This is a genomic window from Anaeromyxobacter dehalogenans 2CP-C (assembly GCF_000013385.1).
Taxonomy (GTDB): domain Bacteria; phylum Myxococcota; class Myxococcia; order Myxococcales; family Anaeromyxobacteraceae; genus Anaeromyxobacter; species Anaeromyxobacter dehalogenans_B.
Map to the genome: position 1 here is coordinate 1585351 of NC_007760.1, position 20073 is coordinate 1605423.

General features: G+C 78.0%; 22 protein-coding genes. 7 read left to right on the forward strand and 15 right to left on the reverse strand.

What is annotated here, in order from left to right; genetic code table 11:
* The first annotated feature begins 17 nt into the window (after window positions 1-17).
* The 7 genes from ADEH_RS07125 to ADEH_RS07155 all read left to right on the forward strand — a co-directional run bounded on the left by ADEH_RS07125 (window position 18) and on the right by ADEH_RS07155 (window position 7126).
* The gene (locus tag ADEH_RS07125; protein ID WP_011420434.1) at window positions 18-311 is read left to right on the forward strand and encodes an STAS domain-containing protein; all 294 of its coding nucleotides are present in this window, start codon (window positions 18-20) and stop codon (window positions 309-311) included.
* A complete protein-coding gene (locus tag ADEH_RS07130; protein ID WP_011420435.1) occupies window positions 304-672 on the forward strand; it encodes a response regulator in 369 nt (122 codons plus the stop codon). The genes ADEH_RS07125 and ADEH_RS07130 overlap by 8 nt, the downstream gene beginning before the upstream one ends.
* Window positions 673-682: 10 nt before the next feature.
* On the forward strand, window positions 683-2659 hold the full coding sequence (locus ADEH_RS07135; protein ID WP_011420436.1) for a chemotaxis protein CheA: 1977 nt from the start codon (window positions 683-685) through the stop codon (window positions 2657-2659).
* Window positions 2660-2745: 86 nt separating this feature from the next.
* A complete protein-coding gene (locus ADEH_RS07140; protein ID WP_011420437.1) occupies window positions 2746-4572 on the forward strand; it encodes a methyl-accepting chemotaxis protein in 1827 nt (608 codons plus the stop codon).
* A gap of 24 nt (window positions 4573-4596) precedes the next feature.
* Window positions 4597-5142, forward strand: a complete 546-nt coding sequence (locus ADEH_RS07145; RefSeq protein ID WP_011420438.1) for a chemotaxis protein CheW — start codon at window positions 4597-4599, stop codon at window positions 5140-5142.
* A complete protein-coding gene (locus ADEH_RS07150) occupies window positions 5123-6034 on the forward strand; it encodes a CheR family methyltransferase (protein WP_011420439.1) in 912 nt (303 codons plus the stop codon). The genes ADEH_RS07145 and ADEH_RS07150 overlap by 20 nt, the downstream gene beginning before the upstream one ends.
* A gap of 3 nt (window positions 6035-6037) precedes the next feature.
* Entirely contained in the window at window positions 6038-7126 is a 1089-nt protein-coding gene (locus tag ADEH_RS07155) for a protein-glutamate methylesterase/protein-glutamine glutaminase (protein WP_011420440.1), read from the forward strand.
* Window positions 7127-7139: 13 nt separating this feature from the next.
* On the opposite strand, the gene ADEH_RS07160 is transcribed toward ADEH_RS07155, so the two are convergent.
* The 15 genes from ADEH_RS07160 to ADEH_RS07230 are packed head-to-tail and all read right to left on the reverse strand — an operon-like array spanning window position 7140 to window position 20026.
* Entirely contained in the window at window positions 7140-7919 is a 780-nt protein-coding gene (locus ADEH_RS07160) for an OmpA/MotB family protein (RefSeq protein WP_011420441.1), read from the reverse strand.
* Between the two features lie 17 nt (window positions 7920-7936).
* Window positions 7937-8722: a flagellar motor protein gene (locus ADEH_RS07165; RefSeq protein WP_011420442.1), complete on the reverse strand. Its 786-nt coding sequence runs from the start codon at window positions 8720-8722 to the stop codon at window positions 7937-7939.
* 3 nt (window positions 8723-8725) lie between these two features.
* On the reverse strand, window positions 8726-8962 hold the full coding sequence (locus ADEH_RS07170) for a flagellar FlbD family protein (RefSeq protein WP_011420443.1): 237 nt from the start codon (window positions 8960-8962) through the stop codon (window positions 8726-8728).
* A 41-nt stretch (window positions 8963-9003) separates the two neighbouring features.
* Window positions 9004-10290: a flagellar hook protein FlgE gene (locus tag ADEH_RS07175; protein ID WP_011420444.1), complete on the reverse strand. Its 1287-nt coding sequence runs from the start codon at window positions 10288-10290 to the stop codon at window positions 9004-9006.
* 27 nt (window positions 10291-10317) lie between these two features.
* Window positions 10318-10995: a flagellar hook assembly protein FlgD gene (locus tag ADEH_RS07180; RefSeq protein WP_011420445.1), complete on the reverse strand. Its 678-nt coding sequence runs from the start codon at window positions 10993-10995 to the stop codon at window positions 10318-10320.
* 8 nt (window positions 10996-11003) lie between these two features.
* A complete protein-coding gene (locus tag ADEH_RS07185; protein WP_011420446.1) occupies window positions 11004-12248 on the reverse strand; it encodes a flagellar hook-length control protein FliK in 1245 nt (414 codons plus the stop codon).
* Window positions 12245-12811: a magnesium transporter MgtE N-terminal domain-containing protein gene (locus tag ADEH_RS07190; protein ID WP_011420447.1), complete on the reverse strand. Its 567-nt coding sequence runs from the start codon at window positions 12809-12811 to the stop codon at window positions 12245-12247. The genes ADEH_RS07185 and ADEH_RS07190 overlap by 4 nt, the downstream gene beginning before the upstream one ends.
* Window positions 12804-14162 carry a FliI/YscN family ATPase gene (locus tag ADEH_RS07195; protein WP_011420448.1) on the reverse strand — a complete coding sequence of 453 codons (1359 nt, stop codon included), beginning with the start codon at window positions 14160-14162 and terminating at the stop codon, window positions 12804-12806. The genes ADEH_RS07190 and ADEH_RS07195 overlap by 8 nt, the downstream gene beginning before the upstream one ends.
* A complete protein-coding gene (locus ADEH_RS07200) occupies window positions 14159-14794 on the reverse strand; it encodes a FliH/SctL family protein (RefSeq protein WP_011420449.1) in 636 nt (211 codons plus the stop codon). The genes ADEH_RS07195 and ADEH_RS07200 overlap by 4 nt, the downstream gene beginning before the upstream one ends.
* A gap of 15 nt (window positions 14795-14809) precedes the next feature.
* The gene (locus ADEH_RS07205) at window positions 14810-15859 is read right to left on the reverse strand and encodes a flagellar motor switch protein FliG (RefSeq protein ID WP_011420450.1); all 1050 of its coding nucleotides are present in this window, start codon (window positions 15857-15859) and stop codon (window positions 14810-14812) included.
* Window positions 15852-17453 (reverse strand): flagellar basal-body MS-ring/collar protein FliF, encoded by a 1602-nt coding sequence (fliF, locus tag ADEH_RS07210; protein WP_011420451.1) that lies wholly within the window; start codon window positions 17451-17453, stop codon window positions 15852-15854. The genes ADEH_RS07205 and fliF overlap by 8 nt, the downstream gene beginning before the upstream one ends.
* Before the next feature lie 21 nt (window positions 17454-17474).
* A complete protein-coding gene (gene fliE / locus ADEH_RS07215; RefSeq protein ID WP_011420452.1) occupies window positions 17475-17762 on the reverse strand; it encodes a flagellar hook-basal body complex protein FliE in 288 nt (95 codons plus the stop codon).
* Window positions 17763-17765: 3 nt separating this feature from the next.
* The gene (gene flgC / locus ADEH_RS07220) at window positions 17766-18188 is read right to left on the reverse strand and encodes a flagellar basal body rod protein FlgC (RefSeq protein WP_011420453.1); all 423 of its coding nucleotides are present in this window, start codon (window positions 18186-18188) and stop codon (window positions 17766-17768) included.
* 16 nt (window positions 18189-18204) lie between these two features.
* On the reverse strand, window positions 18205-18663 hold the full coding sequence (locus ADEH_RS07225) for a flagellar basal body rod protein FlgB (RefSeq protein WP_011420454.1): 459 nt from the start codon (window positions 18661-18663) through the stop codon (window positions 18205-18207).
* Window positions 18664-18700: 37 nt separating this feature from the next.
* Window positions 18701-20026 carry a hypothetical protein gene (locus ADEH_RS07230; protein WP_011420455.1) on the reverse strand — a complete coding sequence of 442 codons (1326 nt, stop codon included), beginning with the start codon at window positions 20024-20026 and terminating at the stop codon, window positions 18701-18703.
* Window positions 20027-20073 lie beyond the last annotated feature (47 nt).

Sequence of the window (20073 nt, forward strand, 5' to 3'; positions counted from 1 at the left end):
GGTTCGGGAGGAGCGGGATGCGGATCGAGCTGCCGGAGGACGTGACCATCGCGCGGGCGGAGGCGCTGCGGGCGCTGCTGCTCGAGGCGATCGGGCGCGGGGAGGAGCTCGTGGTGGGCGCCGGGGCGGTCGCGTCGGTGGACGCGGCGGGGCTGCAGGTGCTGTGCGCGGCCGCTCGCAGCGCTGCGGCGCTCGGGGTGCGGCTCGCGCTGGACGCGCGCAGCGACGCGCTCGCGGCCGCGGTGGCGCGGTGCGGGCTCGAGCGCGCGCCCGGGGGATGCTGGCTGGCCGCGGAGGGCCGAGATGCCTAGGTGCGTGCTGGTGGTGGACGACTCGGCGAGCGTGCGGCTCGCGGAGCGGGTGGTGCTCACCGGGGCGGGGTACGAGGTGCTCGAGGCGGTGGACGGGCAGGACGCGCTCGCGAAGCTCGCGGCGCGCCCGGTGCAGCTCGTGCTCACCGATCTGAACATGCCCAACCTCGACGGCGTCGGGCTCATCCGCGCCGTCCGCGCCGACCCCGCGCACCGGCTGACGCCGGTGGTGATGGTGACCACCGAGTCGGAGCAGGCGCGCAAGCAGGAGGGCAAGGCGGCCGGCGCCACCGGGTGGATCGTGAAGCCGTTCAGCCCCGAGCAGCTCCTCGCCGTGGCCGCGCGCCTGCTGGGCGCCTGAGGAGGACGGGATGCGCTCCCTGGAGCAGCTGGCGGCGAGCTACCGCGAGGAGGCCGGCGAGCGGGTGGCCGAGCTGGAGGTCACCCTGCTCGAGCTGGAGCGGGCGCCGGACGACGCCGAGCTGGTCTCGCGCGCCTTCCGCGCGCTGCACACCATCAAGGGCTCGGGCGCGATGTTCGGCTTCGACGAGGTGGCGGCGTTCACCCACGAGCTGGAGAGCGTGTTCGAGCACGTCCGCGGCGGGCGGCTGCCCGTCACGCGCGAGCTGATCGGGCTCGCGCTCGCCGGCAAGGACCTGGTTCGGGCGATGCTGGACGGCGAGGCCGGCCCGGACGCGCGCGAGCGCGACCGGCTCGTGGCGGCGTACCGGAAGCTCGCGCCGGACGCGCCCGCCGGGGCGCCGGCGGAGCGCGATCGCGGCGACGCCGGGGGCACCCCGGCCGGCCACGCCGGCGCGGCCCCGCGCACCTGGCGCATCGCGTTCGAGCCGAACCTCGACCTGTTCGAGAACGGCACCAATCCGCTCGGGCTGCTGGACGAGCTGGCGACGCTCGGCCGGTGCGTGGTGGTGGCGCGGACGGACGCCGTCCCGCCGCTGGAGGAGCTCGCGCCGGAGCGGTGCCACCTGGCCTGGGCGGTGACGCTGACGACGGATCGCGGCGAGGACGCCATCCGCGACGTCTTCGCGTTCGTCGAGGACCGCTGCACGCTGCGCGTCGAGGCGGTCACCGACGCGGAGGCGGTGCTCGCCGCGCCCGCCCCGGGCCCCGCGGCCGGGGCCGGGGAGGTCCCGCGCTCCGCCGGCGGCGCGGCCCGGCCGCCGGAGGCGGCGGCCTCCAGCGTGCGCGTCGCGGCGGCCAAGCTCGACCACCTGGTGGATCTGGTGGGCGAGCTGGTGACCGCGCAGTCCCGGCTGGCGCGGATCGCCGCGCAGGCGGAGGACGCGGACCTGGCGGCCGTGTCGGAGGGGCTGGAGCGGCTCACCGCCGACCTGCGCGACACCGCGCTCGACCTGCGGATGGTGCCCATCGGCTCGGCGTTCGGACGCCTGCGGCGGGTGGCGCGCGACCTCGCGGCCGACCTCGGGAAGGAGATCGACCTCGTGACGGAGGGCGCCGAGACGGAGCTCGACAAGACGGTCATCGAGCGGCTCTCGGACCCGCTCGTGCACGTGATCCGGAACGCCTGCGATCACGGCATCGAGGCGCCCGAGGCCCGGCGCGCGGCCGGCAAGCCGCCGCGCGGCACCATCTCGCTCTCGGCCCGCCAGGCGGGCGGCAGCGTGGTCGTGGAGGTCCGCGACGACGGCGCCGGCATCGACCCGGCGGCGGTGCGCGCCCGGGCCGAGGCCCGCGGCCTGCTGCAGCCGGGCGCGCGCGTGGGGGAGGCCGACCTGCTCAACCTGGTGTTCCAGCCCGGGTTCTCCACGGCGCGGACCGTCACCAGCGTCTCCGGGCGCGGCGTGGGCATGGACGTCGTGAAGCGCTCGGTCGAGGCGCTCCGCGGCACCGTCGCCCTGGAGAGCGCGCCGGGCGCGGGGACGGCGCTGCGCATCGAGCTGCCGCTCACGCTCGCCATCATCGAGGGGCTGCTGGTGGAGGTGGGCGGCGGCAGCTACGTGCTGCCGCTCGCGGCGGTGGAGGAGTGCGTGGGGCTCACCGCCGCGGAGGTCGAGGCCGCGCGCGGGGCGCACCTCGCGCCGGTGCGGGGCGAGCTCGTCCCGTACCTCCGGCTCCGGGAGGTGTTCGAGGTGCGGGGCGCGCGGCCGGAGCACGAGCAGATCGCGATCGTGCGGACCGAGGCGGGGCGCTGCGGCCTGGCGGTGGACCAGGTCGCCGGCCAGCTCCAGGCGGTGGTCAAGTCGATGGGGCAGATGTTCCGCGGCGTGAAGGGGCTCTCGGGCGCGACCATCCTCGGCGACGGGAGCGTCGCGCCCATCCTGGACGTCGGGGCGCTGTTGAAGGAGCACGCGGCCCGCGCCGCGTGAGGCGAAGTCCAACGGCACGACGCCGGCCCCTCCGGTGGGCCGGCGGACACCGCGCCGCGCGTCCTCGCGCGGTGCACGGAGAACGCATGCGCTGGTACGAGAACCTCGGGATCACCGCGAAGCTGCTCGTCGGGTTCACCCTGGTCGCGCTGATGGCGGGGGTGGTGGGCGGGGTGGGGTACAGGCAGGTCACCGCCCTGAACTCGGCCGACTCCTTCCTTTACCACAAGTGCACCCTCTCCCTCAAGTACCTGGCGGAGATGGTCGCGAGCTACCGCGGCCAGAAGTCGGAGCTCCAGGACGCGCTGGCCGAGACCACCCGCTCGGCGCGCGAGGCGCCGCTCGCGAAGCTCGAGGCGTACGAGGCGCGCTTCCAGGACCGCATGAAGCGCTACCCGGAGACGTTCTCCACCGACGCGGATCGGAAGGCGTTCGCGGAGCTGGAGGGGCTGCACCGCGCCTACTCGGCGGCGCGGGACCGGGTGGCGGCGCACATCCGCGCCGGCGAGGACGCGCGCGCCCAGGAGGTGCTGCGGGGCGAGCTGGCGACCGCGTTCGAGGCCGAGCGCGCGACGCTCCAGGCCATGCTGGACGCGAACGACGAGGTCGCGCGCCAGACGAGCGAGGCGAACGACGCGCTCGCCGCGCGGGCGACCCGGATGATGCTGGCGACCGCCCTGGCCGCCATGCTGCTCGCGGTGGGCCTGGGGATCCTCGTCGCGCGCACCATCAGCCGGCCGATCGGGGCGATGGTCACCGCGGCGGAGCGCATGGCCGTCGGCGACCTGGACGTCGAGCTCCGCGAGGATCGCAAGGACGAGGTGGGCGTGCTCGCGCGCGCGTTCGGGGCGATGAACCGGGCGCTGCGCGGCGTCACGGGGGCGGCGCAGGAGGTCGCCGGCGGCAACCTGCGCGTCCAGCTCCAGGCGCGCTCCGACCGCGACGAGCTGCTCCGCGCGCTCGCCGAGATGGTGCGGCGGCTGACCGAGGTGGTGCAGGGCGTGAAGGTCGCGGCGGACGGCGTGGCGGCGGGCTCGGAGCAGCTCAGCGCCGCCTCCGAGCAGACCAGCCAGGGCGCCACCGAGCAGGCGTCGTCGATCGAGGAGATCTCCGCGTCGATGGAGGAGATGGGGTCGAACATCCGGCAGAACGCGGACAACGCGTCGCAGACCGAGCAGCTCGCGACCCGGGCGGCCGGCGTCGCCGCCGAGGGCGGCGAGGCGGTGGCCCGCACGGTGGAGGCCATGAAGCAGATCGCCGGCAAGGTGTCGATCATCGGCGAGATCGCCCGTCAGACGAACCTGCTCGCGCTGAACGCCGCCATCGAGGCGGCCCGCGCCGGCGAGCACGGCAAGGGGTTCGCGGTGGTCGCGTCCGAGGTGCGCAAGCTCGCCGAGCGGAGCCAGAAGGCGGCCGGGGAGATCACCGAGCTCTCCGCCACCAGCGTGTCGGTCGCGGAGAAGGCGGGGGAGCTGCTCGGGCGCATCCGGCCCGAGGCGCAGAAGACCTCCGAGCTGGTCCAGGAGATCAGCGCGGCGAGCCGCGAGCAGGACACCGGCGCCGCCCAGATCTCGAAGGCCATCCAGCAGCTCGACCAGGTGATCCAGCAGAACGCGTCCGGCGCCGAGGAGATGAGCTCCACCGCGGAGGAGCTGACCGCCCAGGCGGTGAAGCTGCAGGAGCTGATCGCGTTCTTCCGCGTGGACGACGGCGCGGCGCGCACGCTGTCGCGCCCGGCGGCGCCGGCGCGACCGGCCGCCGCGCCCGCCAGGAAGGCCCCGGCGCGGCCCGGGCCCGGGGCCACGCCGCCGGCGTCGAAGCCCGCCGCCCGGCCCGCCGCGGCGCCCGGGGCGGGCGTCCACGTCGAGCTCGCCGAGCCCCCGGAGCCCGAGCCCGGCTACCAGGCCTACTGAGCGCGCGCCCGACCGGAGAACGCCATGGACGAGTCGGCCTCGACCCGAAGCCAGCAGTACCTGACCTTCACCCTCGACGGCGAGCACTACGCGGTCGAGATCGAGCGGGTGCGGGAGGTGCTCGAGTTCACCGGGGCGAACAAGGTGCCGCGCACCCCGGACTTCCTGCGCGGCATGATCAACCTCCGGGGCGACATCGTCCCGGTCGTGGACCTCCGCCTGAAGCTCGGCCTGTCCCCCACCGAGCGGACCATCGACACCTGCGTCGTCATCACCGAGGTCACCTCCGACGGCGAGCCGCTCGTGCTCGGCGCCCTGGCCGACTCGGTCCAGGAGGTGATCGAGCTCGACCCCGGGGCGATCGCGCCGCCGCCGCGCATGGGCGCGCGGGTGGACACCGCGTTCATCCGCGGCGTGGGCCGGCGCGAGGACCAGTTCCTGGTCATCCTCGACATCGAGCGGGTGCTCGCGGACGACGGGCTGCGCGCGCTGGCGGGGTCGCTGGACGCGCGGATCCCGTCGGGCGCCGTCGAGGCGGAGCGGGTGGGGGATGCCGGGCTCGCGGGCTGATCGGCGCGGGGGAGGCGGCCTCCCGGCCGGCCCGGCGGCGAGCCGGCTCGCCGGGCCGCCCCCGCTCTCGCCGCGGGACTTCGCGCGCCTGGGCGCGTTCATCGAGGGGCGCTGCGGCATCCGCATGCCGCCCTCGAAGCGGACGCTGCTCGAGTCGCGGCTGGGTCGCCGCGTCCGCGAGCTCGGCCTCGCCGGCTTCGGCGAGTACTGCGACCACGTGCTCGGCGACGCGCCGGGCGACGAGGTGGTCCGGATGGTGGATCACGTGACCACCAACAAGACGGACTTCTTCCGCGAGCCGCACCACTTCGAGCTCCTGGTGCGGGACGTGCTGCCGGCGCTCGCCGCGGCCGCCGGCGCGGGCACGCGGCGGCCGCTCCGGGTGTGGAGCGCCGGCTGCTCCACCGGCGAGGAGCCGTACACGCTGGCGATGGTGCTGCTCGAGGCGGCGCGGCAGGCGACCGGGCTGCGCTTCGGGATCCTCGGGACCGATCTCTCGACGCGCGCGCTCGAGCGCGCGCGCCGCGCCGAGTACACCGAGGCGCAGGTCCGGCCCGTGCCGCTCGCGCAGCGGCGGCGCTACCTGTTGCGCAGCATCCGGGATCCGCAGGTCGTGCGGGTGTGCCGGGAGGTGCGGGAGCTCGTCGCGATCGAGCAGCTCAACCTGCTCGACCCCGACTACCGGCTCCGCGAGCGGATGGACGTGATCTTCTGCCGCAACGTGTTCATCTACTTCGAGCGGTCGGTGCAGCAGCGCGTCCTGCTCCGGCTCGCGCGCGCCCTCTCGCCGGGCGGCTTCCTGTTCCTGGGCCACGCCGAGAGCATCGCCGGGCTGGAGGTGCCGTTCGACCCGGTGGCGCCGACCGTCTACCGCCTGCGCGAGGACGCCTAGCGCGTGCCGCACGGTCCCGGGACCTCCGCGCGGCCCGTGCGCGTGCTGGTGGTGGACGACTCGGCGCTGGTGCGCGAGACGCTCGCGGCGGTGCTCGCCTCGGATCCCGGGATCGAGGTGATCGGCGCCGCCGGCGACCCGTACGCCGCGGTGGAGCGGATGCGCCGGCAGGCGCCGGACGTCATCACGCTCGACATCGAGATGCCGCGCATGGACGGGCTGACCTTCCTGCGCAAGCTGATGGCGCAGCATCCCATCCCGGTGGTGATCTGCTCCAGCCTGGCGACGGCCGGCGCCGAGCCGGCGCTGCGCGCGCTGGAGTGCGGGGCGGTGGAGGTGGTGGCCAAGCCGCGCCTCGGCACGCGCCGCTTCCTGGAGGAGTCGCGCGTCCGCCTCTGCGACGCCGTGAAGGCGGCCGCGCGCGCCGGGCCCGGCCGGCCGCGGGCCAGCGCGCCGCTGGTGCAGGCGAAGCTCACCGCGGACGCGGTGCTGGCCCGGCCGCGCTCGGACGCGGTGCTGCAGACGACGGAGCGGGTGGTGGTGGTGGGCGCCTCCACCGGCGGGACCGAGGCGCTCCGCGAGCTGCTGGCGGCGCTCCCAGGCGACGCGCCCGGGCTGGTGATCGTGCAGCACATGCCGGAGGTCTTCACCGCCGCCTTCGCGCGCCGGCTCGACGGCCTGTGCGCGGTCGCGGTGAAGGAGGCCGCCGACGGGGACGCGGTGGTCCCCGGGCGCGCGCTGATCGCGCCCGGGAACCGGCACACGCTGCTCCGGCGCAGCGGCGCCCGCTACCACGTGGAGGTGCGGGACGGGCCGCTCGTGTGCCGCCACCGCCCCTCGGTGGACGTGCTGTTCCGCTCCGCCGCGCGCTACGCGGGCCGGAACGCGGTGGGCGTCATCATGACCGGGATGGGCGACGACGGCGCGCGCGGCCTGGCCGAGCTGAAGCGCTCGGGCGCCGACACCATCGCGCAGGACGAGGCCACGTCGGTGGTGTTCGGGATGCCCCGCGAGGCCATCCGGCTGGGCGCGGCGGACCGCGTGCTGCCGCTGCCGGCCATCCCGCCCGAGCTCCTGCGGCTGTGCCGCTGAGCCGCGCCCGCGGCTACCGCTCCGCGGCCGCGGCCCCGAGCAGCTCGTCGTGGGGGTCGAGCTCGAGCACCAGCTCGACGCGGCGGTTGCGCTCGTGCGCCTCCGGGGTCGCGTCGGTCGAGAGCGGGTGCGCGGAGCCGAGGCCGACCGCGGAGAGCCCGGCGGGGCGGGCCGCGTGCGCCTGCTCCAGGTAGCCGACCACCGTGGCGGCGCGGGCGGCCGACAGCTCCCAGTTGCTGATCCAGCGCCCGCCGCCGCCCACCGGCGTCTCGTCGGTGTGGCCCTCCACCCGGAGCGGCCGGGCCAGGGGGACCAGCTCCGCCGCGATGGCGTCGAGCATGGCCAGGGCCTGCGGGCGGAGCGCGGCCTGGCCGGGGTCGAAGAACTCGGTGGCGGCGAGCCGGACGGTGAGCCGGCGCCCCTCCACCAGCACCGAGACCACCGGCACGGGGCGGCGCTCCATCACGAACGGCCGGACGCGCCGCTCGATGCGCTTGCGGAGCAGCTCGATGCCGCGGTGCTCCTGGCGCATGCTGGTGCCGGCCTCGAGCGCGGGCCCGCCGCCCTCGCTGGGCGGCCCGTCGAACAGCGGCAGCGCCCCGGTCCCGCCGGTGCCCGAGAAGTGCATGGCCCAGCGGATCGACTCGGTGGCCTGGACGATGCGCTTGTTGTCCACCCGCGAGACCGCGTACATGACCACGAAGAACGCGAACAGCAGGGTCATGAAGTCGGCGTAGGACACCAGCCAGCGCTCGTGGTTCTCGTGCTCCTCCTCGCGGCGTCGGCGGGCCATGGCTCCTCCAGCGGCCGCTAGGCGGCCTTGCGCCGGGGCTCCGCCTCGCGCTCGGCGGGCGGCTCCCCGGAGTAGGCGCGCAGCTTCTCCTCCAGCACGCGCGGGTTGATGCCCTCCTGGATGGCGAGCACGCCCTCGGTGACCAGGGTCTTGCGGTCGCGCTCCGCGCCCAGCTTGCGCTTCATCTTGTTGGCGAACGGGAGGAACAGGACGTTCGCGCTCCCCACGCCGTACACCGTGGCCACGAACGCCACCGCGATGCCGCCGCCGAGCTTGGAGGGATCCGACAGGTTCTCCATCACGTGGATGAGCCCCAGCACGGCGCCGAGGATCCCGACGGTGGGGGCGAACCCGCCGGCCGCCTCCCACACCTTCGCGCCGACCACGCGCTCCTCGAAGTCGGCGTCCACCGCGGCCTCGAGCGTGGAGCGGGTCACCGACGCGTCCACGCCGTCCACCACGAGCTGCAGCGCGCGGCGCAGGAACGGGTCCGGGATCCCGGGCAGCCTCGCCTCCAGCGCCAGCACGCCGTCGCGGCGCGCCACGCCGGCGTAGTCCACCAGCTCGCGCGAGAGCGCGCCCAGGTCCACCTTGCGCTCGGTGAACACCAGCTTGAGCTGCGAGAGCGCCTTGCCCACGTCGCGGCGAGGGAAGGCCACCAGCACCGCGCCGAAGGTCCCGCCGAACACGATCAGCGCCGCGGTGGCCTGCAGGAGCGAGCCGACGTGCCCGCCCTCCAGGGCCTGGCCCAGCAGGATCAGGCCCACGGCGGCGGCGATGCCGGCGATGGTGGTGACGTCCATGGCTCACTCCTCGGGCGCGGGGCGGGGGAGCGCGACCAGCCCGCCGGGCCGCGCCGGGCCCGCGGCGATCCGGCGGCGGAACGCGACGACGCGCTCGACCACCTCGTCGGGCGGCTCGCGCACCATCAGGTGCAGGCCTCCCTCGAGCAGCAGCACGGTGTCGGGCGTGGCCTCGACGGTGAGGATCCGGTCGGCGTTGACGACCAGCGGCTTCCCGTCGAGGCGCGTGAGGACGATCATGGGCGCTCCCGCACCGTCATCGGCACGCCGGCCGCACGCCTTTAGCGCTTCATGGCGATGAGCTCGGAGAGGAGCTGATCGGCGGTGGTGATGGTCTTCGAGTTGGCCTGGAAGGCGCGCTGGGCCGCGATCAGCCGCACGAACTGCTCGGCCAGGTCCACGTTGGACTGCTCCAGCGAGCCGGCCACGATGGACGCGCGCCCGCCGGCGCCGGCGGCGCCGACCACCGGCTGCCCGGAGCCCGGCGTCTGCTGCAGCAGGTTGCCGCCGGCCCGATCGAGCTGGTCCGGCGCGGCGAAGCCGGCCACCGCCACCTGCCCGAGCACGCGGGTCTGCCCGTTGGTGAACACGCCGGAGATGACGCCCTCCGGCCCGACCCGGACCGAGGCGAGCTGGCCCGAGCCGTAGCCGTCCTGCCCGATGAAGGTGCTGGCGGAGGTGGCCGAGAACTGGGTCACGCCGGCGAGGCCGGTCCCGCCCGCCGAGGTGGGGTCGCCGAAGGAGAAGTCGAGGGGCTGGGGCGCGGCCTGGCCGGCGGGGGTGAAGCTCGAGGTCTGGGTCATGGAGGTGAGCTCCCCGCCGTCCCCGAACGCGAGCGTGCCGCCCGCGATCTGCGTGAGCTGCCCGGCGGTGCCGCCGGCCACCCCGGCGCCGTCGGTGAGCGCGTGCCAGTCCCAGGCGCCGTCGCCGGTCTTGCGGAAGTAGACCTGGACCGCGTGGCCGGCGCCGAGCGCGTCGTAGACCGTCATGGTGGTGGAGAAGTTGGAGGTCGCGCCCGGGTTCGCGGGATCCCAGGCGGCGGCAGGGACGGCCGCGTCGGCCTGGAGGTTCGCCTTGAGCGTGAGCCGGGTGGTGGCGCGCGGCTGCGCCGAGGCGGTGCCGACGAGCAGGTCGTCGGGCAGGCCGGCCACCGCGCCGGAGGGATCGGCGGGGAAGCCCTGGACGCGCAGGCCCTCCAGGTTGACCAGGTAGCCGTCGTCGTCCACCGTGAACTGGCCGTCGCGCGTGTAGAACGTGCCGGTCTGGCCGGCGTGCGCGCCGCGCACCACGAAGAAGCCGTTGCCCTGCAGCGCCAGGTCGGTGGCGAGGCCGGTGGAGGCGAGGGCGCCCTGGGTCAGGATCTTCTGCACGCCGGCGAGGCGCGCGCCCAGGCCGACCTGGCCGGAGCCGCCGATGACCGTCTGGGAGAGCGCGTCCTCGAAGGCGGCGCGGCCGGACTTGAAGCCGACGGTGTTCGCGTTGGCGATGTTGTCGCCGACGACCGAGAGCTCGAGCGAGGACGCCTGGAGGCCGGTGGTGCCGGAGGAGAGCGCGGTGAGGAGGGACATGGGGCTTCCTTTCGTGCGGGCTGGGGATCAGGCCGCGGGGGCGGCGAGCTGGAGGACGTCGGAGAGCTTCACGTGGCGCCCGCCCACCAGCAGCTCGGGCGCCTGGTTCTCGAAGGTGACGCCGGTGACGGTGCCGCGCAGGCTGGTGGCGGCGTCGAGCTCGGTGCCGTCGGGGCGGGTGGCGGAGACGGTGAGCAGGTAGTCGCCGGCGGGGAGCGGCTCGCCGGACGCGTCGCGCCCGTCCCAGCTCACCTGGAACGTGCCCGCCTCGTGCGCGCCGAGCTGCAGCGTGCGGACCACCCGGCCGCTCGCGTCGGCCAGGATCGCCACGCCCTCTCCGGCGTCGGCGGGGAGCGTCACCTCGAAGCGCGCGGGCGCGCCCGGCTCGAGGCGGACGCGGTCGGCGCGGAAGAGCACCTCCTTGCCGACGAGCGCGGCGGTGCCGAGCTGGTTCGACGAGGCCTGCGCCACCGCGAGCGTGTCGAGCTTGTCCCCGAGCGCGCCGAGCTGCTCGACCGAGGAGAACTGCGCCAGCTGCGCCACGAACGCCTGGCTGTCCATGGGCGAGAGCGGATCCTGGTGCTGGAGCTGCGTGGTGAGGAGCTTCAGGAACGCGTCCTTGCCGAGCGCGCTCGAGGCGGGCGCGGGCGCCTGGCCGGGTTGCGGGAGCGCGCCGAGGGCGCTGGTGACGGGGGAGGTGGACACGCGGGCTCCTAGGCGGTGACGTCGTGGGCGCTCCGGCGCGCGGGGGCGGCGCGCGCGGGGGCGGAGGAGTGGGGGGGGAACGGCGCCGCGGGCGGCTCGCGGTCGCGGCCTCCGGGCCGGTCCCCGCCGCCCCCCGCGGTCGCGGAGCGCGGGTCGCCCGGACCGGCCGGCGGCGCCGCCGGCACGGCCCCGCGCGGCTCCACCTCGAGGCGGGCGAGGCCCAGCCCCTCGGCGGCGAGCGCGCGGGCGAGCTCCGGCGCGCGCGCCTCGAGCGCGGCCGCCGCCGCGGTCTCCACGCGCACGTGCGCGGCGCCGTCGGCGATCCGCAGGTGGAGCGCGAGGTCGCCGAGCGCGTCGGAGCGGACCCGCAGGTGGGCGGCGGCCGGGAGCAGCGCGCCGGTCACCGCGGGCTCGGCCGGCTCGGGCGGCAGCGGGGGGAGCGGGGCGCGCGGCGCCTCGGCGCCGGCCGCCGGCCCGGGTTCCGCGGCACGGGACGCCGCGGCGGCGCCGGCCATCGGGCCCGCGCCGGTGGCCTCGGGTGCGCCGGCGGCCCGGTGGAGCGCGTCGCGCGCGGTCGGCGCGGCGGGGGCGCGGCGGCGACCGCCCCCGGCGGCGCGGGCCGGCGGGAGCCCGGTCTCGGCATCGGGGAGGCGCGCGGCCACGGCCGCGTGCACGGGGGGGCCGGCGGCCGCGCCCGCGGCGGGCGCGAGCGGGGCCGCGCCGGGCGCGCGCCGGACGGCCGCCCGCGCAGGCGTGGTGGCGGGGCGCACCCCGAGCACGAACGGCTGGCCCGGGCCGTTCTGCGGGCCCTGGGCGGAGGCAGCGCGGTGGGCGGCGCGGCGTGGCGCGTCGGCCTCCGGGCTCGCGCCGGGCGACGGCGCCTCCGGGCCGGCGATCGCCGGGGCGAGGCCGGCGCGGCGCCGGTCGGGCGTGGACGCGCGCGGGCTCGCGGACGGGCGGGGCGCCGGCGCGTGCGCAGCGGCGGCGAGCGCGGCCTGCGCGGCCAGGGCCGCGGGCGGCGGCGCGTCGGCGGCCGCGGCCGGTGCGGCCGCGTCGCTCCGGTGGCGGCCGGGGCCGGCGGGCTCCCGGCCCGCGGCTCGCGCCGGGCCGTGGGGCGCCGGGCGCCCGGCGCCGTCGGCGGGATGGGCCGCGCGGAGCGCGTCCTCGAACTGCGGGCCGTCGGCGGGGCGCGTGGTCCGCGGCTCCGGGGTGGCGCCGGCCGCGGCGCCGGGGAGGATCGGTCCGGGCGTCATGGCGCGGGGCTCCGGGCGAGGAGGGTGAGCAGCTCGGCGCCGGCCTCGGGCGCCATCCGGTCCACCACCGCGGCCGCGTCGGCCGCGCGCATCTCTCGGAGGATGGCGGCGGCCGCGGCGCGGTCCAGGTGCGCGAGCATGGCGGCGGCCTGCTCCGGGCGCAGGTTGCGGACGGTGCGCGCCGCGACCGCGGCGGGCGTGGGCGGCGGCTTCGCGCCGGGGCGCAGGCCGGCGGTGCGCGCGGCGGGCTTTCGCGCGGGGGCCGGCGGCGCCGCCGGGGCCTTCGCGGCGGCGGCGGCGAGCGCCTGCAGGCGCGCGGTCTCCTCGCGGAGCGCGGCGCGGGCGCGCTCGATCTCGGCGGCGAGCGCCTCGAGGCGCTGCCGCTCCTGCGCGAGCGCCGCCTGCTCCTCGCGGCGGTCGCGGGCGGCGCGCTGCAGCTCCTCGCCCAGCGCGCGCCCGGAGAGCGCCGGCGGCAGCGGCGCGGGCGTGGCGGGGGACGCGGGGGGCGCGTCGGAGGCGAGCAGCGCGGCCACCAGGAAGGCCAGGACGGCGGGGCTAGCCATGCGCGGCCTCCTTCCTCGCGGCGGGGACGGCCGGGGGCGGGGCCAGCAGGCGGGCGAGGCGGTCCAGCGCCTCGGGCAGGGGGGTCCGCTCGGCCGGATCCTGCCGGAGGAACGCCCGCAGCGGCTCGATGCAGCGGAGCGCGCGATCGACGCGCGGGTTCGACCCGGCCGCGTACGCGCCCACCTCGACCAGGTCGGCCGCCTCGCGGTGGGCGGAGAGCACCTCGCGCGCCTCGCGTGCCAGCGCGCGGTGCTCCGGCGGGACGATGTCGTTCATCACGCGCGACACCGACGCCAGCACGTCGATGGCCGGGAAGTGGCCGGACTCGGCCAGGCGGCGCGACAGCACCAGGTGGCCGTCCAGCGTGGCGCGCGCCGCGTCGGCGATGGGGTCGCCGGCGTGGTCGTCGCCCTCGGCCAGCACGGTGTAGAACGCGGTGATGCTGCCCGGGCCGGCGTCGTTGCCGGCGCGCTCGACCAGGCGGGGAAGGATCGCGAACGCGGAGGGCGGGTAGCCGCGGGTGGTGGGAGGCTCGCCCGCGGCGAGGCCGATCTCGCGCTGGGCCTGCGCCACGCGCGACAGCGAGTCCACCAGCAGGAGCACCCGCCGGCCGCGGCCGCGGAACCATTCGGCGACCGCGGTCGCCGCCATGGCGGCGCGCAGCCGCTCGAGCGGCGAGGCGTCGCTGGTGGCCACCACCACCACCGCGCGCGCCAGGCCCGGCCCGAGGTCGCGCTCCACGAACTCGCGCACCTCGCGGCCGCGCTCGCCGACGAGCCCGACCACCACCACGTCGGCGGTGGCGGAGCGCGCCAGCATCCCGAGCAGCACGCTCTTGCCCACGCCCGGCCCGGCCATCACCGCGACGCGCTGGCCCTCGCCGACCGTCAGGCAGGCGTCCACCGCGCGGATGCCGAGCGGGACGGGGCGCTCCACCCGGCGCCGGGAGAGCGCGGGCGGCGGCGCGGCGTGCAGCGCGGTGCGCTGGCGCAGGATGGGCACCGGGCCGCCGTCCACGGGCCGGAGCGACGCGTCCACCACGCGCCCGAGGAGCGCCTCGTCCACCGGGATGCGGTCCGCGCTGGCGCGCGGCACCACCACGCACCCCTCCGCCACGCCCTGGATCCCCGACAGCGGCATGAGCCGCGCCGTGCCGCCCTGGAAGCCGATCACCTCCGCGAGCACCACCGCGCCGTCCCGCGCGTGGATCTCGCAGGCCGTCCCCACCGGCACCTGCGGGAGGAGCGCCTCGACCAGCAGCCCGGCCGCGCGCACCACCGTCCCGGTGAGCGGGGTGGGGTCCGCCGCGGCGAGCGCGCGGGCGAGGGCGTCGCGATCGAGCAGCGTCACGCGACCTCCTCCTCGGCGGCCGCCTGGGCGGCCCGGTGCAGCTCCTCGAGCCGCGTGCGCAGCCGGCCGTCCACCCGGCCGAAGTCGGTGTCCACCACGCAGTCGCCGCGCTCCAGCGAGGCGTCGCCGGCCAGCTCGATCGCGGCGGCCGAGAGCCCGGCGGCCTCGGAGAGGGCGGCGGGGGCGACCCGCGGTAGGTCCTCGGGGTGCAGCCGCACCGTGACGCGGCGCGATCCTCCCGCCTTCCGCAACGCGCCGCGAACCAGCGCGAACAGCGCGTCGGGCGAGGTGCTCACCTCGGCCTCGAGGATCCGGCGCGCCACCTGGAAGCCGACCTCCAGCGCGTCGGCGCGGGCCTGCTCGGCCAGGCGGCCGGCCTGCAGCCGGAGCACCTCGACCGCGTGCGCCACCCGCTCGAGCGCCTCGGCGCGGAGCGCCTCCACCGCGGGCGCGTCGGGCGCCGGCGCGGGCGGGGGCGGCGGCTCGGGCGGCGCCGCCGGCGGTGGCGAGCCCCGCGGCTCGGGCGGGCGCGGCGCGGAGGACGCGGCGGCGGCCACCGCGAACGGCGCGGCCCGCAGCGGCGCGGCCGGGCGCGCGGCGAGGAAGGCGGGGGGTCTGGGCGTGCCGGTCATCGGGAGGGACCTCGGCTACAGCATCTTCTCGGCGGGGTTGACGATGGTGATGCGGCCCTCCTGCGCGAGCTCCTGGGCCGCCTTGGCGATCTCCTGCTGCGCCGCCTCCACCGAGGCGAGCTTCACCGGGCCCATGGCCGCGAGGTCGTCGGCGAGCATCTCGGCCGCGCGGGCGGAGAGGTTCTGGAGGAACCGGTCGCGCAGCTCGGCGGTGGCGCCCTTCAGCGCCACGGTGAGCCGCTGCCCGTCGATCTCGCGCAGCAGCAGCTGCAGGTCGCGGTCGGCCAGGCCGACCAGGTCGCCGAAGGTGAACAGCCGGCCCCGCAGCTCGCCGGCGAGCTGCGCGTCGTCGCGCTCGATCTCGCCCAGCACCTGCGCCTGCTCCTGCGGCGGCGAGCGGCGCAGGATCTCGAGCGCGGTGGCCTTGCCGTCCACCTTGCGCATCCCGCCCGCCACCACCGCCTTCAGCTCGGAGGAGAGCGCGTGGCCCACCTCGCGGAGCACCTCCGGCGCCACCGACTCGATGGTGGCCATCCGGCGCAGCACGTCGGGCCGGAGCTTCTCGGGCAGCCGCTCCATCACGCCCACCGCGCGCGGCCCGTCGAGCGAGGAGAGCACGAGCGCCACCGTCTGCGGCTGCTCGCGCTGCAGGACCATCGCGAGCGCCTCCGGGTCGGCCTGCGACACCGGGCCGAGCACCTCGTCGGGCGGGGGCGGCGGGACCACGCCGTCGAAGGCGCGCCGGGCCGCGTCCGCGCCGAGCGCCCGCTCCGCCACCTCGCGCAGCAGGTCGTCGCCGGCGGCCGCGTCGCCGCCCACGGTCTCCATGCTGGTGACGAACTGCTCCAGCGCCTCGGTGATGGCCTTCGGGCCGCGGGCGCGGAGCGCCTTCGCGCCGAGCGCGATGCGGCGCAGCTCGGCCTCGCCGAGGAGCTTGAACACCGCGGCCGCGACCTCCGGGCCGACGCCCAGCAGCACCGCCGCGGCGCGCTGCGCGCCGGGGCCGGGGCGCTCGGGGGCGGGCGCGGGCGGCGGGGTGGCCGGGGCGGCGACGAGATCAGGCATCGGCGTTGCTCCGCTCGGGCTGGACGGGCTGGCCCGACTCCTGGGCGATCCACGCCTTCAGGAGGTGGGCGGTGCGGGTGGGATCCTGCGTGGCGAGATCGCGGGCCCGGTCGCGCAAGGTGGCGGACGGATCCGCCAGCGCGGCGGAGCGGGGCGCCGGGGCGCCGGGGAGCGCGGCGTCGCGGGCCAGCGCGGCCTCGATCTCGGCCACGCGGGCGCCGGGCCGGATGGGCAGCACCTCGGGCGCGGCCGGCGGCCGGCGGCGCCGCAGCGCCAGCGCGAGCAGCGCGAGGCCCACCAGCGCGCCCGCGCCGAGCGCGCCCCACCGGACCGCGGGGCGCTCGAGCAGCGTGGGCGGGGGCGCCGGGGGCGCGGCGGGCTCCTCGGCGCGCACGAACGGCGACGAGGAGATCTCGAACGTGTCGCCGCGGTCGGCGTCGAAGCCCACCGCCCGCTTGGCCAGCTCGCCCAGCCGCGCGATCTCCGCGTCGGCGCGCGGCTGCCCGCCGGCGCCGTCCACCAGCACCGCCACCGAGAGCCGCTCCAGGCGCGGGACGCGCGCCACCGAGGTGGTGGTGGTGGTGGAGACGTCGTAGTTGCGGGTCTGGTCCTCGGTGGAGGCGCTGCTGCGCCCGCGGGCGCCGGGCGCCGGCGCCGGCGGCGCGAGCGGCTGGTTGGCGGCGGCGCCGGCCACGCCGGCCGGGCCCGCGCCGTCGCTCGACGACTGCTGGGTGAGCTTCCGCTCGCTGCGCAGCGTGGCGGAGTCGGGGTCGAGCACCTGCGCGCTGCTCTGGATCTCGGTCTGGTCGAGCGAGGCCGTGACCCGGGCCACCACCGCGCCCGCGCCCACCGCCTGGCCGAGCAGGTCCACGATGCGCCGCTCCAGGTCGCGCTCCATCCGGCGCTGGTAGCCGATGGCCTCGCCCAGCGCGCCCTCGTCGGAGATCACCTCGCCCCGGCCGTCCACGACCGAGACGCCGGCAGGGGCGAGCCCGGGGACGGCGGACGAGACCAGGTGGCGGATGCCGGAGATCTCGCGCTGCCCCAGCGTGCGCCCTGGCTGCAGGTTGACCACCACCGCCGCCGCCGCGGGGCGGTCCTGATCGCGGTACAGCCCCTTCTCCGGCAGGGTGAGGTGGACGCGCGCCGAGCGGACCTGCGCGAGGCGCGAGATGGTGCGCGCCAGCTCGCCCTCGGTGGCGCGGCGCAGGTTCACCTTCTGCGTGAACTCGGACACGCCCAGGTCGCCGCGGTCGAAGATCTCGAAGCCCACCCCGCCGCCGCGCGGCAGCCCGGCGCCGGCGAGCAGCAGCCGCGCGTCGTACACGCGCGACGCGGGCACCGCCAGCGCGGAGCCGCCCGCCTCCAGGCGGTAGGGCACGCCGGCGGCGCCGAGCGCGCCGGCCGCCTCCGCCGAGTCCTCCGGCGTGAGGTTGGTGAAGGCGTACTGGTAGGCCTCGGCGGAGCGGACCGCGGTCAGCGCGGCGACGCCGATGGCCGCGAGCGCGCCCGCCACCAGCACCAGCTTCAGGCCGCCGGGGAGGGCGCCGAGGAGGCGAGGGAGCTCGCGGAGCTGCTTGAGGAGGGGCTCCATGGAGGTGTCCGGGGCGCGGCGCTACACGCTCATCCGCATGACTTCCTGGTAGGCCTCGACGAGCTTGTTGCGGACGCGCGTGGCCACCCGCATCGCCACGTCGGCCTTCTCCAGCGCGAGCGCGGTCTCGTGCAGGTTGCCCTCGCCGAGCGCGGAGCGCGCGGCCTGCGCGTCGGCCGCGCCCTGCAGCGCCTCGGCCTGCGCCAGCGCCTCGCCGAGCGCGCGCCCGAAGGTGCCGCCCTCCGGCCGCGCCGCCGGCGCCGCCGCGGGCTGGTAGAGGGCCGGGCCGATGCCGCGGATGCCGTCCATGGCCTACCTCGCGATCTCGAGGGCGCGCTGCGCCATCGTCTTGAGCGTGTCCACCGCGGTGGCGTTCGCCTCGTAGGCCTTCTGGGCCGACATGAGGTTCACGATCTCGTGCACCGGGTTGACGTCGGGGAGCGTCACGAAGCCGTCGGGGTCCGCGTCCGGGTGGGCCGGGCTGAACACCCGGCGCCCCGGGCCGTCGCCCTCGGCGATGGCGGCCACGCGCACGCCGGAGGGTGCCGGGCCGGCCGCGCCCAGCGCGGCGTCGAACGGCACCGCCTCGAGCACCGGGTCCAGCCGGCGATAGGGCTGGCCGTCCGGGCCGCGGGTGGTCTCGGCGTTCGCCAGGTTGGAGGCGGCGAGGTTGACGCGGACGCGCTCGGCGGCGAGGCCGGACGCGCTGACGTTCAGGGCGGAGAGGAAGTCCATGGGCGGCTCCCCGGGGCTAGGCCGCGCCGTCGGAGGCGACGTAGCGGAGGATGGCGAGCTTCTTGGCGGCGGCCCGGGCGGCGGCGCCGTACTGGATGGCGTTCTCGGCGATGGCGGCGGTGGTGCGGTCGAGGTCCACCGCGTTGCCGTCGAGCCCCGGCGCGGCGCCCGGCACCTCCGCGACGAAGCGCTCCGGCGCGGCCGCGCCGGCGATCGGCTGCGGGGCGCCCGCGACCGCGGCGGCGAGCGTCAAGGGGATGTCGCCCCGGCGCGCCGCCACCCGGGGTGGAGGGGCCGCGGGCACGTCGGGGCCGGGCGCGGGCGCCGCGGCCATGGCGGCCCGGAAGTCGAGGTCGAGCGGCGTGAAGCCGGGGGTGTTCGCGTTCGCGAGGTCGCCGCCGAGCACGGTCTGGCGGGCCAGGCGGACGTCGAGCGCGCGTTCGAGCGTCGAGAGCGTGGCGTCGAAGATCCTCATGCCCGCTCCTTCTGCGAGCGCCGTGCCCGGTCCGGCGTCAGGGGCGCGTCGCCGGGGCGGCGCCGAGCCGGGCCGCCTCCACCGCGGCGCGCGCGGCGCGCAGGTCCCCGTCGTCCGCGGGCGCGGGCGCGGGGGCGCGGGCCCGGGCCGCCGGCGCCGCCGGGACCGCTGGCGGGCGCAGCGCCGCGATCGCGGCTCGCCAGGGCGCGCGCTCCAGCTCGGCGGCCGGGAGGCGGGTGCGCGCGAACCGCGCCACCTCGCGGCCTCGCACGGCGTCCCCGGCGGCGGCGTACAGCTCGACCACGCGGCGCAGGTGATCGGAGAGCTCGTCCCTCGGCACGCGGCCGGTCTGACCGGCCAGCACCGCGGCGGCGAAGCGCGGCGCGCCCGCCTGCAGCGCGCGGTCGGCGGCGGCGCGCGCCAACTCCAGCGCCAGCGGCCCCTCGCCGCGCCCGGGCACGTCCAGGTAGGCGGCGAGCGCGGCCGCGCCGTCCGCGCCGGGCTGGCGCAGGGCGACGAGGAGCACGTGCCGGCACCAGGCCGCCGCACCGGCGCACGCGCCGGCCGGGCGCGAGTCCTCGGCCACCGCGCGGGCCGCGCCGGCGAGGTCGCCGGCGAGGGCGCGCAGCCGGATGCGCCGCAGCACGAGGTCGGCCCGCAGCGGCCGCTCCACCGCGAGCGCGTCGAACACCGCGGCGCGGCCGCCCGCCGCGAGGCAGCCGGGCTCGAGCTCGCAGAGCCGCTCCGCCGCGAGCCGGCCCCAGGGCGCCTCGGCGCGCGCGCGGCGCCAGCGCTCCACCGCCGCGTCGGGCCGGTCCTCGCGCAGGTCGAGGTCGCCGAGGCGGAGCTGGGCGTGGGCCGAGGCGCCCGCGGCGAGCGCCTCCTCGAACGCCGCGCGCGCCGCGGCCAGGTCGCCGGCGGCGAGCGCGCACTCGCCGCGCGCGGCAGGCCGCTCGCCGGGGCAGGGGCCCAGGCCCAGCGCCGCCCCGTCGAACGGGACCAGGGGCGGGCCCTCCTCCTCCGGACGCCAGGGCGGCACCGAGAGCTCGAACAGGTCCAGCGTCGGGCCGGGGAGGCCCTCGACGACGGCGGCCCGGACCCAGCGGGCGGTGCAGCGCAGCACCACCTCGCCCGGCGCGGCGTCCACCGCGGGGCAGAGCCGGGACGCGCCGCGCAGGCGGCGGGCCAGCGCCGCGGTCGCGGCGGCGGGCACGCGCAGCGCCACCCTGCGCTCCAGCGGCCGGGCCTCGAGCCGCACCGGCGCGGCCGCGGCGGGCAGCGCGATGCGCTCGGCCGAGACCGTCAGCGCGAGCGGCGGCGGGGCCGCCAGGGCGAGCGCCAGGAGCGCGGCGGAGGGCGTCACGCGGGCACCCGGGTGCAACCGTCGTGCGCGGCCCGGCGCCGGGGGCG

Coding starts and splice junctions, on each gene's coding strand:
- ADEH_RS07125 (WP_011420434.1), top strand. CDS start 18: ATGCGGATCGAGCTGCCGGAGGACGTGACCATCGCGCGGGCGGAGGCG.
- ADEH_RS07130 (WP_011420435.1), top strand. CDS start 304: ATGCCTAGGTGCGTGCTGGTGGTGGACGACTCGGCGAGCGTGCGGCTC.
- ADEH_RS07135 (WP_011420436.1), top strand. CDS start 683: ATGCGCTCCCTGGAGCAGCTGGCGGCGAGCTACCGCGAGGAGGCCGGC.
- ADEH_RS07140 (WP_011420437.1), top strand. CDS start 2,746: ATGCGCTGGTACGAGAACCTCGGGATCACCGCGAAGCTGCTCGTCGGG.
- ADEH_RS07145 (WP_011420438.1), top strand. CDS start 4,597: ATGGACGAGTCGGCCTCGACCCGAAGCCAGCAGTACCTGACCTTCACC.
- ADEH_RS07150 (WP_011420439.1), top strand. CDS start 5,123: ATGCCGGGCTCGCGGGCTGATCGGCGCGGGGGAGGCGGCCTCCCGGCC.
- ADEH_RS07160 (WP_011420441.1), bottom strand. CDS start 7,919: ATGGCCCGCCGACGCCGCGAGGAGGAGCACGAGAACCACGAGCGCTGG.
- ADEH_RS07165 (WP_011420442.1), bottom strand. CDS start 8,722: ATGGACGTCACCACCATCGCCGGCATCGCCGCCGCCGTGGGCCTGATC.
- ADEH_RS07170 (WP_011420443.1), bottom strand. CDS start 8,962: ATGATCGTCCTCACGCGCCTCGACGGGAAGCCGCTGGTCGTCAACGCC.
- ADEH_RS07175 (WP_011420444.1), bottom strand. CDS start 10,290: ATGTCCCTCCTCACCGCGCTCTCCTCCGGCACCACCGGCCTCCAGGCG.
- ADEH_RS07185 (WP_011420446.1), bottom strand. CDS start 12,248: ATGACGCCCGGACCGATCCTCCCCGGCGCCGCGGCCGGCGCCACCCCG.
- ADEH_RS07190 (WP_011420447.1), bottom strand. CDS start 12,811: ATGGCTAGCCCCGCCGTCCTGGCCTTCCTGGTGGCCGCGCTGCTCGCC.
- ADEH_RS07200 (WP_011420449.1), bottom strand. CDS start 14,794: ATGACCGGCACGCCCAGACCCCCCGCCTTCCTCGCCGCGCGCCCGGCC.
- ADEH_RS07205 (WP_011420450.1), bottom strand. CDS start 15,859: ATGCCTGATCTCGTCGCCGCCCCGGCCACCCCGCCGCCCGCGCCCGCC.
- fliF (WP_011420451.1), bottom strand. CDS start 17,453: ATGGAGCCCCTCCTCAAGCAGCTCCGCGAGCTCCCTCGCCTCCTCGGC.
- fliE (WP_011420452.1), bottom strand. CDS start 17,762: ATGGACGGCATCCGCGGCATCGGCCCGGCCCTCTACCAGCCCGCGGCG.
- flgC (WP_011420453.1), bottom strand. CDS start 18,188: ATGGACTTCCTCTCCGCCCTGAACGTCAGCGCGTCCGGCCTCGCCGCC.
- ADEH_RS07225 (WP_011420454.1), bottom strand. CDS start 18,663: ATGAGGATCTTCGACGCCACGCTCTCGACGCTCGAACGCGCGCTCGAC.